The organism is Gallicola sp. Sow4_E12, assembly GCF_052116305.1.
Lineage (GTDB): Bacteria > Bacillota > Clostridia > Tissierellales > Peptoniphilaceae > JBQKLI01.
Map to the genome: position 1 here is coordinate 1 of NZ_JBQKLI010000014.1, position 16,695 is coordinate 16,695.

The 16,695-nt window shown below is 37.4% G+C and carries 17 protein-coding genes and 1 tRNA gene; 4 read left to right on the top strand and 14 right to left on the bottom strand.

What is annotated here, in order from left to right:
• Window positions 1-394: 394 nt before the first annotated feature.
• The 12 genes from purH to ACTQ46_RS08210 form a co-directional block, all read right to left on the bottom strand.
• Entirely contained in the window at window positions 395-1,915 is a 1,521-nt protein-coding gene (gene purH, locus ACTQ46_RS08155; RefSeq protein ID WP_441748841.1) for a bifunctional phosphoribosylaminoimidazolecarboxamide formyltransferase/IMP cyclohydrolase, read from the bottom strand.
• 9 nt (window positions 1,916-1,924) lie between these two features.
• Window positions 1,925-2,641, bottom strand: a complete 717-nt coding sequence (locus tag ACTQ46_RS08160) for a thermonuclease family protein (protein WP_441748842.1) — start codon at window positions 2,639-2,641, stop codon at window positions 1,925-1,927.
• A 15-nt stretch (window positions 2,642-2,656) separates the two neighbouring features.
• Window positions 2,657-3,214 (bottom strand): chromate transporter, encoded by a 558-nt coding sequence (locus tag ACTQ46_RS08165; protein WP_441748844.1) that lies wholly within the window; start codon window positions 3,212-3,214, stop codon window positions 2,657-2,659.
• Window positions 3,211-3,774 (bottom strand): chromate transporter, encoded by a 564-nt coding sequence (locus tag ACTQ46_RS08170; RefSeq protein WP_441748846.1) that lies wholly within the window; start codon window positions 3,772-3,774, stop codon window positions 3,211-3,213. Before ACTQ46_RS08170 ends, ACTQ46_RS08165 begins: the two co-directional genes overlap by 4 nt.
• A gap of 121 nt (window positions 3,775-3,895) precedes the next feature.
• Window positions 3,896-4,411: an ECF transporter S component gene (locus ACTQ46_RS08175; protein ID WP_441748848.1), complete on the bottom strand. Its 516-nt coding sequence runs from the start codon at window positions 4,409-4,411 to the stop codon at window positions 3,896-3,898.
• Complete coding sequence (locus tag ACTQ46_RS08180; RefSeq protein ID WP_441748850.1) at window positions 4,398-4,820, bottom strand: DUF4430 domain-containing protein; 423 nt, start codon at window positions 4,818-4,820, stop codon at window positions 4,398-4,400. Before ACTQ46_RS08180 ends, ACTQ46_RS08175 begins: the two co-directional genes overlap by 14 nt.
• Window positions 4,821-4,897: 77 nt before the next feature.
• Complete coding sequence (locus ACTQ46_RS08185; RefSeq protein WP_441748852.1) at window positions 4,898-5,797, bottom strand: ribokinase; 900 nt, start codon at window positions 5,795-5,797, stop codon at window positions 4,898-4,900.
• Between the two features lie 81 nt (window positions 5,798-5,878).
• Window positions 5,879-6,520, bottom strand: a complete 642-nt coding sequence (gene fsa / locus ACTQ46_RS08190) for a fructose-6-phosphate aldolase (protein ID WP_441748854.1) — start codon at window positions 6,518-6,520, stop codon at window positions 5,879-5,881.
• A 238-nt stretch (window positions 6,521-6,758) separates the two neighbouring features.
• Window positions 6,759-8,162: a GntP family permease gene (locus ACTQ46_RS08195; protein WP_441748855.1), complete on the bottom strand. Its 1,404-nt coding sequence runs from the start codon at window positions 8,160-8,162 to the stop codon at window positions 6,759-6,761.
• A gap of 15 nt (window positions 8,163-8,177) precedes the next feature.
• On the bottom strand, window positions 8,178-9,173 hold the full coding sequence (pdxA, locus tag ACTQ46_RS08200; RefSeq protein ID WP_441748857.1) for a 4-hydroxythreonine-4-phosphate dehydrogenase PdxA: 996 nt from the start codon (window positions 9,171-9,173) through the stop codon (window positions 8,178-8,180).
• A gap of 9 nt (window positions 9,174-9,182) precedes the next feature.
• Window positions 9,183-10,463: a four-carbon acid sugar kinase family protein gene (locus ACTQ46_RS08205; RefSeq protein WP_441748859.1), complete on the bottom strand. Its 1,281-nt coding sequence runs from the start codon at window positions 10,461-10,463 to the stop codon at window positions 9,183-9,185.
• Window positions 10,464-10,472: 9 nt separating this feature from the next.
• Window positions 10,473-11,240, bottom strand: coding sequence for a DeoR/GlpR family DNA-binding transcription regulator (locus ACTQ46_RS08210; protein WP_441748861.1), 768 nt, complete (start codon window positions 11,238-11,240; stop codon window positions 10,473-10,475).
• Window positions 11,241-11,646: 406 nt separating this feature from the next.
• On the opposite strand from ACTQ46_RS08210, the gene ACTQ46_RS08215 reads away from it, so the two are divergent.
• Window positions 11,647-13,056, top strand: a complete 1,410-nt coding sequence (locus ACTQ46_RS08215) for an aldehyde dehydrogenase family protein (RefSeq protein ID WP_441748863.1) — start codon at window positions 11,647-11,649, stop codon at window positions 13,054-13,056.
• A gap of 216 nt (window positions 13,057-13,272) precedes the next feature.
• On the opposite strand, the gene ACTQ46_RS08220 is transcribed toward ACTQ46_RS08215, so the two are convergent.
• Window positions 13,273-14,364 carry a hypothetical protein gene (locus tag ACTQ46_RS08220; RefSeq protein ID WP_441748865.1) on the bottom strand — a complete coding sequence of 364 codons (1,092 nt, stop codon included), beginning with the start codon at window positions 14,362-14,364 and terminating at the stop codon, window positions 13,273-13,275.
• Between the two features lie 32 nt (window positions 14,365-14,396).
• The gene (gene cutA / locus ACTQ46_RS08225) at window positions 14,397-14,705 is read right to left on the bottom strand and encodes a divalent cation tolerance protein CutA (protein WP_441748867.1); all 309 of its coding nucleotides are present in this window, start codon (window positions 14,703-14,705) and stop codon (window positions 14,397-14,399) included.
• 147 nt (window positions 14,706-14,852) lie between these two features.
• Between cutA and ACTQ46_RS08230 the strand changes: the two genes are divergently transcribed.
• The 3 genes from ACTQ46_RS08230 (at window position 14,853) to ACTQ46_RS08240 (ending at window position 16,449) form a co-directional block, all read left to right on the top strand.
• Window positions 14,853-15,983 (top strand): pyridoxal-phosphate-dependent aminotransferase family protein, encoded by a 1,131-nt coding sequence (locus ACTQ46_RS08230; protein ID WP_441748869.1) that lies wholly within the window; start codon window positions 14,853-14,855, stop codon window positions 15,981-15,983.
• A gap of 58 nt (window positions 15,984-16,041) precedes the next feature.
• Window positions 16,042-16,278 carry a hypothetical protein gene (locus tag ACTQ46_RS08235; RefSeq protein WP_441748871.1) on the top strand — a complete coding sequence of 79 codons (237 nt, stop codon included), beginning with the start codon at window positions 16,042-16,044 and terminating at the stop codon, window positions 16,276-16,278.
• A 94-nt stretch (window positions 16,279-16,372) separates the two neighbouring features.
• Window positions 16,373-16,449, top strand: a tRNA-Pro gene (locus tag ACTQ46_RS08240).
• Window positions 16,450-16,695 lie beyond the last annotated feature (246 nt).

The following is a 16,695-nucleotide window of genomic DNA, read 5'->3' on the forward strand; positions in this document are numbered from 1 at the left end:
AGGCCATTGACCTTGTCTATACAATTCCACACATTCTTTTTTAAATTCATAGCTATATCGCATAAAAATACCCTCCTTACTGTTGTCCAGTAAAGAGGGTACATATCAAAACCCCGGTTTTTTATTTTTTATGAACGTGTTGTAAAAGATAGGAAGCAGGTAGTAGGTAGTAGGGAAAAACAGCTGCAAATAAGCATACTTCCGCTGATTCCAACGCAGAGTTTACAACTAAGTATTTTAATTAAGACATTAATAAAATTCACGATACCTAAACTATATGCAGAAGCGAAAAACCCCTTTTTTTCCAATAAAGAAAATAAATGCTCCTGTTATTTTCAACAACATCTCCACTCTTCCACACTTTTTTATCCCTCTCTTCCACTTTTTTCTAACTCTAGTGTTTAAAATGTCTCGATCCTGTAAGCACCATGGAGATCCCTTTTTCATCGCAGGCTTTGACCGAATCCTGATCTTTGATAGATCCTCCCGGCTGAATAATAGCGGATACTCCATGTTTTGAAGCTTCCCTAACACAGTCGTCAAAGGGAAAGAATGCGTCGCTTGCTAATGCCGATCCGGTAAAATCTACATCTGGATGATTGTTGAAGATGGATTCCAATGCCCATATTCTAGAAGTCTGCCCTCCGCCGATACCTAAAGTCACTCCGTCTTTTACGATAACAATGGCGTTCGATTTTACATATTTGCAGACTTTCATCGCAAACTGGAGGTCTAAGCTTTCTTCGATATCCGGACTTTTTTTCGTTACAACTTCCCATTTATCATCTTCTTCCAAATCCGCCTGCTGAACAAGCACCTCTCCATTTAAATACTTAATATCCATATCTACAGGCATTTTGTCGAAATCTATCTTAAGTATTCTTGTGTTTTTTTTCTTTGAAAATTCTTTTAACGCTTCTTCTGAAAAATCTTTAGCCGCTATCACTTCTAAAAAGATTTCGTTCATTTTCGCAGCTGTCTTTTCGTTAATCGTACCGTTTATCGCAACGATCCCGCCAAAGATGGAGACGTCATCTGCATGGAAACATTTTTCATAAGCATCATAAACAGACTCTCCCTTTGCAACACCGCAGGGAGTTGCATGTTTCAACCCTACCGCATAGACGCCTCCTTGTTTATGAAGCTCTCCGCAAAGAGCAGCAGCAGTATTTAAATCGTTTAGATTGTTAAAGCTCAACTCTTTTCCCTGAAGGATTTCAAAATCTGAAAGATAGGAGTCTACATAAGGATCGGTATAATGGGCAGCTTCTTGTTTTGGGTTTTCTCCATATCGAAGCTTTCCTTCTTCTTTCATACCTATCGTGAAATACTTTGATTTTTTGCCCGTTTCTTCTTGAAAATATCTGGAAATCATCGCATCGTAATAAGCCGTATTGCTGAAAGCTTTCATGGCCAGTTCCATTCTATATTCTTCTTCTACTTCTCCTTTTTGAAGCTTTGTAAGAATTTCTTCATAATCCTCCGGATCCGTTACGATAAGCACATTTTTATAGTTCTTTGCAGAGGAACGGATTAATGTAGGGCCTCCGATATCGATATTTTCGATCATCGCTTCTCTCGGCGCTTTCTGCTTCAGTACCCCTTCAAAATCGTAAAGATTGACACAAACAAGGTCGATGGCTTCGATTCCATGCTCCTTTACTGTCTCAACATGGGAAGAGACATCCCTTTTATAAAGAATCCCTCCATGGACCTTTGGATGAAGGGTTTTTACCCTTCCCTCGAGCATTTCTGGAAAACCTGTATACTCTTCTATCCCTTTTACAGAGACTCCCGCTTCCTTTATTTTAGCAAGAGTTCCCCCAGTGGAGAGAATTTCATATCCTAATGCCTCTAGTCCTTTGGCAAACTCTTCAATCCCTCTTTTATCTGTAACACTCAGCAACGCTTTCATAAAATCCTCCTATTGTGCCGCTTTGCGAAATCCGGCTTTCTTCGCTTCATTCTCGGAGATAAAGCATTGTTCTCCTTTATTCTCATCGATCTTTGTTCTATTGTAGTCTCTTTGATGGGGCATGTGATAAATCTTTTCGCCTTTACTATTAATATTTCCTTTAATAAGACCGGCAGACTTCTTGTCTTTTTCTTCTTTTTCAGCTTTTTTCCTAGTAAAACCTTCCTGCCAAAATCCCTTTCCCGATTCCCGAGCTACTGCCTCGATCTCTTGAAAGCGGTCAGCGTATTTGATATTTGGAGGATAGGTGGCTATTTGAGCCATACCTTCTTCTAAAAGATATTCATTCACCATTTTTCCATCTAAATAAAGATAAGCCAAAACTCTGCCGTATCGGTCTCTTTCTTGAACATCGTATTCTATCTCTACAACTCTTCCTTCTAAAAGTTCCTTTGCAAAATCAGAAGCGGTTTTTCCTTCTTTCACGTTTCGCTCTTTTTGCGGCGCCACAGATTCAGGCGTATCCACTCCGATCAGACGAACTTTTTCTTTTTTGTCTATAAATATCTCATAAGTATCTCCATCGACGACACGGAGGATTTCCCCCTTCTGTCTATTATCCATTTCAACGGCTTCCGGTACAGTCCTTTCCGGAACTTCAGCTCCCGGATCTCCTCCACCAAAAGCAAGAGCAATACTTAATAAAAGTAATTCAATTATTTTCAAATAGCATCCTTTCTGTTATAAAATCAAACTCAGCACCATCCCAAGCCCCGCTCCCAAAGCAATCAGTTTTATTAGATCCACTTTTTTCACATAAAGAACGAGACCTATAAAAAAGCAGATCAGCGCTGTAAGATTTAGTTGATTTGCTGCAATCATTCCTTCTTTAAATAACGATTCCTGAGTCATAGACAAAGCTGCGATAAAGATCAGCCCCACAATGCCCGGTTTTATTCCTTTTAAAATCTTATCCATAAAATAGAATTTTCGATCGCTAAAATAAAAGTGTCCCAGTATCATCATTAATATAAATTGCGGTGTAACACTTCCTGCGGTGGCTATCACAGCTCCAGGAAACCCTGCTAATTTTGTCCCTACAAATGTAGCTGAGTTTATGGAAATCGGGCCTGGGGTCATCTGAGAAATAGAAATAATATCTGTCATCTCTTGAAGACTAAGCCAGCCGTACTGCTCCACTATAACCTTTTGTATCATAGGTAAAATAGCATAGCCGCCTCCAAAAGCAAAAGCCCCTACTTGCAGAAAAGCAATATATAAATGCAAAAGCGGATTCATCTATTCTCCTCCTCTTTTCTTATCGAAAAAAATGTCAGCCCGGAGAATCCTAAAAATAAAATGATCAGTGCTGTATGTATTCCCAAAAAGTAAGATGCCGTAAAAGACATCACCATCATAATGACAGAAAAAACTGGTGTGGTTTTCAAAGCGCTCCTCCCCAGATTAACAGTAGTGACCAGAAGCACCGCACTAATAATTCCGCTCATTCCCAATAAAGCAGATTTCACCCAAAAATTTTCGCTGAAACTTTGATAAAAAAAAGAAATCGCTGTAATAATTATCAAGCAGGGCAGTACAGATGCAGTTAAAGAAACAACAGCCCCAGGCACACCTTTTAATTTGTAACCTGTTAAAAGAGAAGTACTTATGGCCATCGCACCCGGACCTGTCTGGGCCAATGCTATAATATTAAGCATCGTATCATCATCGATTAAGGATCTCTTTACTGCAAATTCATCCCGCACCACCGGCACAATGGTGTAGCCGCCTCCGAATGTTACTGCGTTGATCTTAAAAAAGAGCAGAAACAATTGCAGATAGCTTATTTCCTGTGTCATAAAAACCTCCTTTTCACCTCTTCCTGTCTATTATATCAAAGAACAGTATAGGACAAAATTTCTCCCGTTGAAAATTCTTTTTCCTTACGAAATCTGCAAAAGAAAAAACGGCTTTCGCCGTCTACTTTTCCATATCATATTTTCTTATCAGCTTTATAAAAACAGGTACAAAGATGATATACAATATCCCGTTTCCTATTCCATGGAGCAGATCAAAATAAATCCCCGCTGCATAGTAGGGCAGAAAACGGTCCATCCCCATAAAGGAAACAGCTTGAAGAAGGGAAATAATAAACCCATAGAGAATCCCCGCTAAAACACTGTGTACTATCTGTAAAATAAATGCTTTTTTTAACAACCTTCTAAAAAGCCATGTGATTAAAACGATAACTCCATAAGTTATAATCTGAAAAACAGTCCATATTCCCATCCCCATATAAAGATTTGTAATCATAATCGTAACCATCGCTACAGAAAATCCTTCCCACAGACCTAAATAAAGAGTCATTACCAGAACAATATCTGTAACAGGCTGAACATTTGGAATAGAAATAAAAAGCGTCCTTCCCACAATGGCTGCAGCAGCAGTCAATGCAAGAAAGGTAAGCTTTCTAACCGAATAATTATTCTGCCTCATACACGCTTAAAGTAAAGACAATACGATCCCCTGGTTTTATATCATAATCGTAAGCGCCAACATTGACCATTTCTCCATTTGCCGTATAGGTCCACCATTTATTTTCTTCCGGATTTTGTGAAATCCCATCGATCGCTGTTATAAAACCGGAGTCGTCTTTTACCACTTCCATATTTTCTTCCATAACTGCTCCTAGTTTTTCACCTGTCTTAAAATTAAGTTCCTTACGGGAAACTTCTTCATCTCCATTCATAAGGATAAACTCTATTCTTCCTTCTTGACCTACAGGAACTGCGGTTTCTTCTTTCTTTGTTTCTTCCTTTACAGGAGTTTGATTTGTCTGGCATGAAGCCAAAGTAATTACACAAATAAGTGCAAGACCTAGTTTTTTCAATAATTTAATATTCATGTTCTTCTCCTCTGATAAACTTCTTCTGTTTTTTTAATAGAAGGAGAGCATCTAGATTTCGATGCTCCCCATCTCAATTATTTTTCAATATCTTTTTTATAGGGCAACGCACTGTATCCGCCCTTGTTGCTTAAGGTAATCGCAGCAGCTTTTGTTGCATATTTTATAGCTTCTATCGTTTCCATGCCAGTCGTAATTCCAATAACAAATGTCCCCACAAAGCTGTCTCCTACACATTTCCCGTCTTTTCCTGCTACTTCTTCTGCTGGAATCTTTGTAAATTCTTCTCCGTTATAATAGATTGAACCTTCTTGACCTAAAGTTACGATTATATTGTGGCAGCCCAGCTCATCAATTTTTTTGCAGGCTTCCTCGATCTTATGTGTTTTTATCTCGTTATGAACTGTAAAAAACAGTTCGATTTCGTTTGGAATTAAATAATCCACATACTTTAGATAGGATGCATCGAAATCCTGGCTTGCCGGTGCCGGATTTACAAAGGTTTGAATATTCTGTTCGTGGCAGTGTTTAAGAATCGGTAAAATCACCTCAAAAGGCAGTTCGAACTGCAGCAATACTGCATCGACACCTTCCAAAAGTTCATAGATTTTGGGCAGATCCTCTACGGTAATGGATCTTGTTGCTCCAGGATAAACCACACTGTTTGTTTCGCTGTTATCATCGATATAGATGATTTTTTCTCCTGTTCTTACTCCGCCTTTTATAAATACTCCAGATGTATCTATCCCATAGCGTTTCATCGAGTTCAGACAGATCTCGCCGCCTTCATCCTCTCCGACCATTCCGATCATTTTAATATCGCCCTCTAGTTTCGCCATGGTAACCGCTTGATTTTGACCTCTCCCGCCTTCTCTCGAAAGCATAGATTTAGCCGTTAAAACCTCGCTTGCCAATGGGATTCTTGGAATATTATAGGTATATTCCATAAAAATACTTCCGATTACTGCTATTGTCATGTCAACCTTCCTTTCCATTAAATCTTCTGTTCTTTTTAATTGAAGGAAAAGAAATTGTCAGGCCCCTTTCTCCCGCAAAAATTATTTAACACTTTCCCAGTCTTTTAAGAATTTTTCTATTCCGCTGTCTGTTAAAGGATGTTTTACCATTTGCTCATACACTTTGTAAGGAATAGTGCTGATATCCGCTCCCGCCTTTGCAATATTTAACACATGAAGAGGATGGCGGATGGACGCTGCTATGATTTCGGTATGAATACCATAATTTTTGAAGATTTTTACGATATCTTCTATTAAAGTGATTCCATCTGTACTAATATCATCTAGTCTTCCAAGGAAAGGACTCACATAAGAAGCTCCTGCTTTTGCAGCCATTAACGCTTGAGTTGCCGAAAAAACTAATGTTACATTCGTGTGAACACCGTCTTTTGAAAGCTGTGAACAAGCCTTTAAGCCTTCTTTTGTCATTGGAAGTTTGATTACGATATTATCGTGAATCTTCGTAAGTTCTTTCGCTTCTTCAAGCATCCCTTCCGCATCTTCGCTTACTACCTCTGCGGAAATAGGTCCATTCACAATCTCAGTAATTTCTTGAACGACCTCATGAAAATCTCTGCCCTCTTTTACAATAAGAGAAGGATTTGTCGTTACACCGTCCAATATTCCCCAAGAAGCTACCTCTTTGATTTCATTAACATTTGCCGTATCTATAAAAAACTTCATCTGCATCTCCTTTGTTTTATACTTTCTATCCAACAATTCCATTATATCAGGAATAAAAACAGGGTCAAAATATAGTAAAAGATAGTGATAATCCTATACTATTATATCTGAAAAAATTACATAACCACTATATACAATTTTTATAACCCACCATCTATAATTACTATAACAGTATTACTTTTTCTAATGAATACAAAAATCACCGTAGTGCTTTACGGTGATTTTAAATCTACTATCGCTAAAATATGATTGATAAAACTATTAACTCAACAAATCCTACTGCCCAAGCGATTGTTGACGTTAAAGACCATACTCGAATCTGCTCTTTAACATTTTTAATACCTAGTGTATTATTTACAACCCAAAAATAACTATCGTTAAAATAAGAGAAGAATAATGATCCTATACAACAAGCAAACGCTCCTAGAATAGGGTTCTCTCCACTAGCTACGATAATAGGCGCTGTTATGGATGCTGCTGTCATCATTGCCACAGTTCCAGATCCTTGTATGAAACGCATTGCCGTAGCTATAATGAAAGGTAGTATAATAATTGGAATCGGCGTCTCTGCAATCATATTAGCAATATAAACACCAAGCCCACTGTCCTTAATTACTTGTCCAAAGGCACCACCACCTCCTGTTACAAGTAGAATAATACCAGCAGATTTCATTCCTTTTTCCATCTCAAAGAGTATTTCATCTTTAGTTAGCCTTCTCCCTAAAGTAAAGATGGCCAATAATAATCCTAGACCTACAGCTACAATAGGATCACCTAAAAATTGAAGAACCTCCCATACACCACCTTCTAGTTTCATAGCATCTGTAACTGTGTTTAATAGAATTAGAATAATTGGAAGTACTAACGGTCCAAAAGATTCTATCGTTGAAGGTACGTTTTCCATATCCATATTATGAACTTCATCATAATTCGGCTCTTCATATGCAGGTCTAATATAACCAGTATTATCATCATTTGGAATTTGATAAATCTTTTTCCCCACTTTTCGAGCATATATCATACAAGCAATCGTCATAGGTATGGCTAATACGAATGCATATAAAATAAATGTACCAACATCTACACCATAGATTCCAGCTACTCCAAGAGGTCCTGGTGTAGGAGGAATCATTGTATGAGTAATAACAAGTCCTGCTGCAAGAGCAACTCCCAAAGAAATTACTGATTTTTTCGTAACTTTCGAAATCGCCTTTGCAATAGGAGAAAGGATAATAAAACCAGAATCGCAATAAATGGGAATGGACACAAAGAAACCTGTTAAAGCTAAAGCTTCTTCCTCTCTTCCTTTACCAAATAATTTCAAGAAAGTTTGTGCCATTCTTTGCGCTGCTCCTGTTGCTTCAAAAATTTGGCCCATCATAACTCCAAAGCCGATAATGATACCAATACTTCCTAAAGTACCGCCAAATCCAGTTTTAATAGCATTAATAACGCCCAGAGTCTTCCCATCATCAAGCAATAAGTCCTGCATCGGCATTCCGCCCACAACTCCAGCTACTACTGCTGCAATAATTAGGGCTAAAAATGCGTGCACTTTTGTTTTTAACACTAAGAAAATCAGCAATGCTATCGCTACTAAAAGCCCCACGAGCATCTGAGTTCCGTTTAATCCACCTACCATAATTTTATTTCCTCTCTATTCACGATTAAAATTAGGAGCATATTTTGCTGCTAATTTCACTGCTTCAATCATACTGACAGCAGAAGCTGTATTTTTTCCTGCATGGCTATAAGCTGTTCCATGGTCCACACTTGTTCTTAAAAAAGGCATAGAGTTCGTAATAGAAATCGTCTTCTCAAAATTATAGGTCTTTGTGGCAATATGTCCTTGATCATGATAAAGACTTAATACTGATGCATATTTTCCTTTCAAAGCCAAGTGAAAAACAGAATCCGCTCCGATAGGTCCCACTACATCGTAACCCTCTCTTTGAGCTTGTTCGATGGCCGGCGTTATTTCTTTTACTTCTTCCCAACCGAAAAGTCCATGCTCTCCTGAATGCGGATTTAATCCAGCTACGGCCATAGTCCCTTTTACACCAAGTATTTCCATCGCTTCGGTACATCGTTTAATATATTCTAATACCCTATCGTATGTGACTGCATCTAAAGCATCTCTTAAACTTAAATGGCGTGATAAGAAAAACACTCTCAAATCTTCCACTTCAAACATCGTAAGAGGATCATGAACGCCGGATATCTCTTCAAGCATTTCTGTATGTCCAATATAAGGAACATCTGCTGCTCTTAGAGACTCTTTGTTGATGGGCGTTGTAGCGATAGCATCTACTTCTTTTGCCATAGCAAGCTCCCCTGCTTTTTTAATATAAAGATAAGAAGCTTTTCCGCAAAGAGCATCTACTTTTCCAAATTCAAAGGGACCTGTTACAACCCCTAAATCCATCATGTCAATTGTTCCATACTCGAATTTAGCATTTTCTACATCTTCTACAATGTTTATTTTTAAATCTAAACCTGTAATTTCGATTGCTTTCTCAACGACATAACGATCTCCAACAAGAAACATATTACAGATATCATAAAGAGATTTTTCTGCAAAAGTGTACATTGTAATTTCCGGACCTATCCCCGCCGGATCTCCTAGTGGTATTCCAATAATTGGTTTTTTCATAATATCCTCCTAATTAAACTTCAATTTCTCAATACAATCTTTCATTGTATTTTTATCTCCAACCATGCCGCCTTTGCTGATAATATGGAGGCCTGGTTTTAAACCGCCGATCATTTTTCCATAAGCTGCAAGAGGTACAACTTCTTCTAGTATCTCTATACCCGTAGATCCAAGTTCATCTGCCATTGCTACTGTAATATCGCCGCCGCTCAGATAAACACCTGCAAAACTCAAATCTTCCATTAAAACATTTTTTGCTATTCGTCCTAGCCCATAAGAAAGCATCAGAGATAAATCATCAATATTCATTCCTGATTCTTGTGCGATTGCCGATAAATTCAATCTATCCTTCGGATTATGAAAGGGAGTTGTTGTTATTAGTAGATTATCTTCTTTTTTTAGCAGTTTAAATGCTTCTTTACTAGCTCTCCCAATCTCTTCTTTATAAAGATCATGTCTGACAAGCTTATTTGGATCAACTTCTAAAATGTTTACAGGATACTCTATAATCGTTTCCCGTATCTGCTCAATCGTAATATCAGTTACCGAGCCTACAACCATCAAGATTTTATCTAACTGTTCTGACCTTTCTTGAAATTGTCTTGCTATCTCCATTGTAAAAGGACCTGGATCTATTGAGAAAAAATCTTCTCCTGAAAGGATAGCCCCTGTTGCTATTTGATTTAAATGATAATCGGTAACACCATCAAATAGAAAAAGTTTAACTCCTTCTTTTTTCCCTGACTTTAATAAAGAAGCAATATTTTCTTTCCCTTTTTCTATATCCTCTAAAAAAATCGATCGAACTTTACCCTTAAAATCTTTTTTAAACAGTTCTTCAACCCTTGAACTTTTCACAGGTGCTTTTGTATCTCTTCCAGCATCCGTATTCAGCAATAAAGAACCATTTACAAGCATTATCCCGTTCACAACGATTCTCCCCGTTGCCGGATAAAAAGGAGCTGCTATTCCGATAAAATCTTCTCCTAGCTTATCAAAAACAGCATTTAATTCGACACCTAAATTTCCTCTTAATGTGGAATCTACTCTTTTACTATATAGACGGATATCTTCGTCCATAAATTTATCCATCGCTTCTGCTACTGCATCGTATGCATCTTTCTTAAGCATTGCTCTAGAATCTGTAGTGTATGCCAGAACACTCATATCTTTAGGCAACTCCTGATCTAAAGTTAAAATACTTGCCGCTTGAAGACCTATCTTCTTCATTAAAGAACAGTTTGCATTTGCGCCTGTCAGATCATCTGCTATCATTACGACCTTTGACATAAGATCCCCCTATACTTTCCAATAATCTGTATGATTTTTTACTAAATCTTCTTGTGCTTTCTTTGAAAGAGAAAGATCGGTAACTATACAATCCATATCCGTTACTGAATAAACATAATTAAGATTGATCTGCTTCCCTTTCGACTGATCCACTAAAAGAACAGTCTTTTCAGAATTCTCCACAAATAATCTTTTTAAAAACACCTTTTCTTCACTCGGTGAATATATCCTTAAGTTTTCACCTATGGAAGAAGCTCCTACAAAGGCTATCTCTGCATGAAGTTGTTCCATACATAATTTCGCAAGATTTCCCTGCGTGCTATTCGTAGCTTTCTGAATCCATCCTCCTATGACGATTAAAGAAATTTCATCAATGTTTTTCAACAATTCTACAATTTCCATATCATTTGTTATAATATTCAAGTTCTTGAAATCCTGATTTGCGATAAGCAACGCTAGCTGATAGGTTGTCGTTCCCGAATCTAATAAAATAGTCATCCCATCTTTAATCATATCTAAAGCCTTTTTAGCTATTCTTAATTTCACAGTCTGATTTCGGATTTGTTTTTCTCCAATATCTTCTTCACTGGAAATAGTTTTCTTTATATAAGCTCCTCCTCTTGCACGAAAAAGGATCCCGTTTCCTTCTAACTCTTTTAAATCTCTTCGGACAGTCATTTCACTGACTTCTAAGTTTTCAGAAAGTGCTTTTACACTTAAAAATTCTTTCTCTATTAATAACTGATGAATTCTGTTCATTCTTTCTTTTTTAAACATTTTCAGCACCTATCTTTCTAAAAAATTATATTCATAAAAATACGTAATGTCAAAATGAACTCTTGACTTTCTGTTATAATATCGTTTTCAAATGTATTTTTTAACATTTATTTTTGTTATTATAGATATTTTTAATCGCTTAACTTAAAAATGTTATCTTTTGTTTACAATTGTTCATAACTAATCTAGATATTTTTTCTCAAACAAAAAACACGATTATGTATCTCTATTTATCATATTATCAATTAATTAACAAATTTTTCTTTGAATAAAGATTCTTTATTAAAATTTGTTCATATTTTTTTGCGGAACAACTCCTCTTTTTTCGTATCTTTTTCTTCTACGCTTCTTCGGGTATATAAAAAACGCAGACTTATTTATAGAACATATGACAAAGGAGACTTTTATGAAAAAAAATCAAATTTATATACAGGGAGAATGGATCTCCTCTACGGGAACAGAAAGTTCTAAGGTGATCAACCCCGCTACTGAAGAGGTCATCGGCGAAGTAGCTCTTGGAACAAAGGAAGATGTGGATAAAGCCGTTCAGGCAGCGAAAACCGCTTTTCCCAAGTGGAGCAGTCTTCCAGTAGAAGAACGAATCGAATGTATGGAAAAAATTTATAACGGAATCGAAAAAAATCAGCAGAGAATCGCTGATCAGATTATAGAAGAACTGGGCAGCAGCAGAACTTTTGTAGAAGAAGTCCATGCTCCCCAGCCCTTAAAGGAAATCCGTTCTGCCATAGAGGAAATAAAAAACTTTAATTTTGTTGAAGAGAAGAAGAATGCCTCCATCTATTACGAAGGATACGGGGTCGTGGCTTGTATTACTCCTTGGAATTTCCCTATCAATCAGATTCAGCGAAAAATTACACCGGCACTCCTCGCTGGAAACACCGTGGTGGTACAGCCTCCGACAAATACTCCCCTTACAGCCCTTATTTATGCAGAGATTATCGATGAAGCAGGACTTCCTGACGGAGTGTTTAATCTTGTAACTGGAAAAGGCGGCGAGACCGGAGATTATTTAGCAGGACATAAAGATGTGGACTCTGTATCCTTTACTGGCTCTACTGCAGTCGGCGAGAAAATGTTTGAAAAAGCAGGGAAAGGCATTAAGCATCTTGTTCTGGAACTAGGCGGAAAATCTCCTCTTCTCTATCTAAAAGGCGGCGATTTAAAACTTGCGGTGAAACGTTCTATGGATACTGTCCTAAACAATCAAGGCCAAACCTGCTCCGCTCTAACAAGGCTTTTAGTCCCAGAAGAAGAACTGGAAAACACGAAGAAAGAAGCTCTAGAATACTATAAAGAAAAAGTAGTTATCGGAGATCCTACAGATCCGAATACTGTTGTAGGACCTCTCGTATCTGAAAAACAACAAGAACGAGTCCTCGACTATATTCAATCTGGAGTAGAAGAAGGCGCAGAAATTCTTATCGGGGGAAATAAAATAGATGGCAAAGGCTTTTATGTAGAGCCGACGATTTTCGTCAATGTTAAAAACGATATGAAAATCGCCCAAGAAGAAATCTTCGGACCTGTTCTTTGCATTATCACATACAGCTCCCTAGAAGAAGCCATAGAAATTGCAAACGACGTGTCTTACGGCTTATCCGGTGCAGTAGTAGGTCCTGAAGAAGACGCAAAAAAAGCTGCACTTAAGATTAATACTGGAAATATCTTTATCAACGATGCAGAAGGAAATCCCTATGCTCCTTTCGGCGGGTACAAACAGTCCGGTTTCGGAAGAGAAAATGGAATCTATGGAATCATGGATTATCTTCAGACAAAAGCCATTTTTAAAGGATAGGGAAAAGAGAGTGCAGGAAGTAGGTTATAGGTTATAGGGGTTGAGAACTATTTTCGCCAAAGGCGAAAATAGTTTACGTAAGAATAAAATGGAAATTTTAAGCGTTAGCGAAAAATTATCCTCCCCTATTCCCTCTTCCCTACAACCTATAACCTTTCTCGCTCTCAATATGAAAAGCAGACCCTGTAACTGGATCTGCTTTTTTATTGAATGCTATTACTGAATAATATTTTTATGGATAATATTGCCGTTGCCTTTATCTTTTATATCTTCTACGGTTTTATCGTAAAGACTCTGAGGAGTATTTCCTTTGTTTTCCCAAATCGGAGAATGATTTAAGAATTCAGTCATCCTATCCCCTAATTTTGTCAGATCCTGTTTTTCTATAATGATTCCGCTGTCTGCAAGAATAGAAAGAATCGTATCGAGATCTTTTTTAGCAGAGCTAGCACTGAAAAACTCCAGCTGAGCCATCGCCCTGTCTGCTTGAACTGCCGTGCTGTTCTTTTCTAAGAAGGCATAAACATCCTTATACTCTTTCTTGTTCGGATCCGAATAATGATTTTCGAAAATTTCGATCTCTGCTTTCGACGGAATATAATATTCTTTTCCTTTTCTTCGGTCTTTAAGGGTTGCTGCTTCTATCGGAGATTCAAAGGTTCCATGGAGAATATCGCCGTCAAATATGCGGAAGCTTCTTCCTTCTTCCGGATGATCGGCCAGGTACTTATGAAAATCTGTGGCGGATAGCTCTCCTTCGCCGATCTCTTCCCACACCTTTAGGAACTGCTCTTCTTCCAATACCCCGTATAAATGAATCAGCGCTTTTAAAACTTGAGATATCCTTTTATACCTTCTGCTTTTATTCATTACATGGTCTTTTTCAATTTCTCCAAGCTTCTTTGCAATCTCTTTCGGAATCACAGGGATAAAATCTTCTTTGTCTTCTTCTATAAATAGAAAACCCCAGCCGTAATGATTATATTCCATAAAGTTCATTAAATCATCGATTCCTTCTTCGATATCTAAATCCTCTCTGGATATATCTTCGTAGATTTTTTCGATAAATGCCTCGTCTTTATAAGAAAGATTCTTTTCTAAATCCTCTAAAATGCGCTCATTTAACTCTTCGGAAAGCTTAATACTTCCTTTTTCTTCTGTTTTATCCAGTCGATAACGATTTCCATACTCTCTTAAGATCTCGCGATTTGTCTTTTTTAAACAAGATTTCAGTTCCTTTGACACTTCATCAAATATTACTCTGCTTATAATATATTCTTCAATTCTTTGGGAAAAATTATTCTCCATTTTCTTACCTCTTCTCTTTTTACTATCCTTCCTTAAACTAAAGGAATAAAATTAATGACCGGCGTTTCGTAGGGATGATTCTTTACTATAATCTCCTTTACTAAACCGATACAGTTTTTTCGAATTCGAAATTCCAGTTTTATCTCTTCCTCGCAGCTGATCTCCCCTTCTTTTCCTGAAAAAGGATCTGCTCCTTTAACCGGTCTCCAATGACCGGTTACCTTTGTTGCAGCAAAGGCATAATCATAATGGCCTTCTTTTATATAACCGTGATCATTTATTTCTTTCATCAGCGGATAAACGTATTCCTTTGGAATAAAAACTTCAACTTTAACAAACATGAAATCCCTCCATAACTCTTTTAATCATACCATATTCTGTAAAAGGTAAAACTCTCTTTCTCCCGCTCTGATCCTTTTCCTTTTAAGAGTTCTGATTCTATCATATCTTTTCCTTATCCCTTAAAATAAATAGAAGGAGATGATATCATGATAAATTTATGCGCAGGACCTACAACAGTTGCTCCTGAAGTAAAAGAAGCAATGAACACCTTTCTAACGAATCCGGATATGGATCCTAATTATACAAAATTACATAGAAATGCTGAAAAGAAAATTTCAAAACTTGTCCATACGAAAGCGACAAGCTTTATTATGCTTGGAGAAGGAATATTAGGGCTCGATGCAGCGGTCTCTTCCCTTGTCGAAAAAGAAGATCGTATCCTTATCCTCTCAAATGGAGTTTTCGGAAAAGGATTTTCCGACTTTGTAAAAAATTCCGGCGGCGAACCTGTCCTATTTGAAGGAAATCCCCGAAGAGGAATCGATGTAGAGGAATTAAAAACATTCCTAGAAAAAGATTCGGATTTTAAAGCAGCTACATTAGTCCACTGTGAAACCCCTTCTGGTATCACAAATAATATCGAAGAAATTTGTCCTCTGCTTCACGAATACGGTATTCTTTCTATCGTAGATTCTGTTTCAGGAATGGGCGGAGAAAATGTTTATTTTGATGAGTACAAAATAGACGTCCTCTTAGGCGGATCTCAAAAAAGCATATCAGCGCCTACGGGTCTTACTTTAGTTACGATAAGCGAAAGGGCAAAGAAAACAATAGCGGATCGTAAAACACCTGTTCCCAGCTACTATTTAAACTTCGAAAACTATTACGCTTACACCGACCAGTTCGATTTCCCATATACTATGAGCGAAAATCTAACATATGCCCTCGACAAAGCTTTAGATCTTCTTTTAGAGAAAGATTTTATTGCACTTCATAAAAAGGCAGGGGATGTTATCCGAGATACCGTAAAAGAATCCGGACTGGAACTTTTCCCTCTCGATTCTTTTTCAAACACCGTCACTACAGTCTATACACCCTCTTGCATCTCGAAAGATGACTTAATCAAAGCTCTTTACGAAAAAGATATTTTAATCTCCGGAGGCATCGGCGAAGAACTAAAAAATACCTTCCGCATCTCCCACATGGGAAACAGTATTCAGGACGAGTATTTCGAAATCCTCTTTAAAGCTTTAGACGAAATTTTTATTGAGGGGGGCGAACACTATAATCTGCCGGAGAATTACCGCAAAGCGAAAGAAAAATACAAATTATTTTAAGTATCTGCGTTTATAAGGGTAAATTCAGGGTAAAATGTATGTTATAGGAGATGATGTCATGAGAAACAGAAGAAAAATTGCAGCTCTAGGAGCTCTTTCCTTAGCTTTCGGCCTTTATCAAAGCATTAAAGGCAAAGAAGTAAAAAGCATTAGACGTGGCGAGAAAAAGATAAAAGGCATCTTCAACAAGAATCAGAAAAAAGCCGATAAAGCCCTTACAAAAGCTTTTAAAAAAGGAAAGAAAATAGTAAATGTAAAACCAGGAAAAGGAAACTTCATATTTAAGAAGAAATAGCCTTTATAAACAAGGCTATTTCTTATCTCTTCACAAAAGTTCTCCAGCTTGAACCTTCTCGGAAAAATTGCTATAATACAACTACTATATTTTTCGGGATGTGGCGCAGCTCGGTAGCGTACTAGTATGGGGTACTAGGGGCCGGAGGTTCAAATCCTCTCATCCCGACCAGTTTTATAATCATTACATAAAAAAAGACCGCACAGTGCTGGTCTTTTTTTTATGTATCTTTGTCAGAAAGATTGTACAAGAGCAAGACCTATAAAGAGTGTAAGCGAAATGAATGAACATCTTTAAGCTTTCTGTCGATCATCCTTAACTTCTGTTTCTCTATTATCGGCTTCCAGCCTTCTATCTCTTCCTAAATCCATAATTAATAGACATTCGTGCTTTATTTTCCCATAATGCTATACTTAG

Bases quoted from the DNA above. Each gene is read 5' to 3' on its own strand.
- purH (WP_441748841.1), bottom strand. From the start codon at position 1,915: ATGAAAGCGTTGCTGAGTGTTACAGATAAAAGAGGGATTGAAGAGTTT.
- ACTQ46_RS08165 (WP_441748844.1), bottom strand. From the start codon at position 3,214: ATGAATCCGCTTTTGCATTTATATATTGCTTTTCTGCAAGTAGGGGCT.
- ACTQ46_RS08170 (WP_441748846.1), bottom strand. From the start codon at position 3,774: ATGACACAGGAAATAAGCTATCTGCAATTGTTTCTGCTCTTTTTTAAG.
- ACTQ46_RS08175 (WP_441748848.1), bottom strand. From the start codon at position 4,411: ATGAGGCAGAATAATTATTCGGTTAGAAAGCTTACCTTTCTTGCATTG.
- ACTQ46_RS08180 (WP_441748850.1), bottom strand. From the start codon at position 4,820: ATGAATATTAAATTATTGAAAAAACTAGGTCTTGCACTTATTTGTGTA.
- ACTQ46_RS08185 (WP_441748852.1), bottom strand. From the start codon at position 5,797: ATGACAATAGCAGTAATCGGAAGTATTTTTATGGAATATACCTATAAT.
- fsa (WP_441748854.1), bottom strand. From the start codon at position 6,520: ATGAAGTTTTTTATAGATACGGCAAATGTTAATGAAATCAAAGAGGTA.
- ACTQ46_RS08195 (WP_441748855.1), bottom strand. From the start codon at position 8,162: ATGGTAGGTGGATTAAACGGAACTCAGATGCTCGTGGGGCTTTTAGTA.
- pdxA (WP_441748857.1), bottom strand. From the start codon at position 9,173: ATGAAAAAACCAATTATTGGAATACCACTAGGAGATCCGGCGGGGATA.
- ACTQ46_RS08205 (WP_441748859.1), bottom strand. From the start codon at position 10,463: ATGTCAAAGGTCGTAATGATAGCAGATGATCTGACAGGCGCAAATGCA.
- ACTQ46_RS08210 (WP_441748861.1), bottom strand. From the start codon at position 11,240: ATGTTTAAAAAAGAAAGAATGAACAGAATTCATCAGTTATTAATAGAG.
- ACTQ46_RS08215 (WP_441748863.1), top strand. From the start codon at position 11,647: ATGAAAAAAAATCAAATTTATATACAGGGAGAATGGATCTCCTCTACG.
- ACTQ46_RS08220 (WP_441748865.1), bottom strand. From the start codon at position 14,364: ATGGAGAATAATTTTTCCCAAAGAATTGAAGAATATATTATAAGCAGA.
- cutA (WP_441748867.1), bottom strand. From the start codon at position 14,705: ATGTTTGTTAAAGTTGAAGTTTTTATTCCAAAGGAATACGTTTATCCG.
- ACTQ46_RS08230 (WP_441748869.1), top strand. From the start codon at position 14,853: ATGATAAATTTATGCGCAGGACCTACAACAGTTGCTCCTGAAGTAAAA.
- ACTQ46_RS08235 (WP_441748871.1), top strand. From the start codon at position 16,042: ATGAGAAACAGAAGAAAAATTGCAGCTCTAGGAGCTCTTTCCTTAGCT.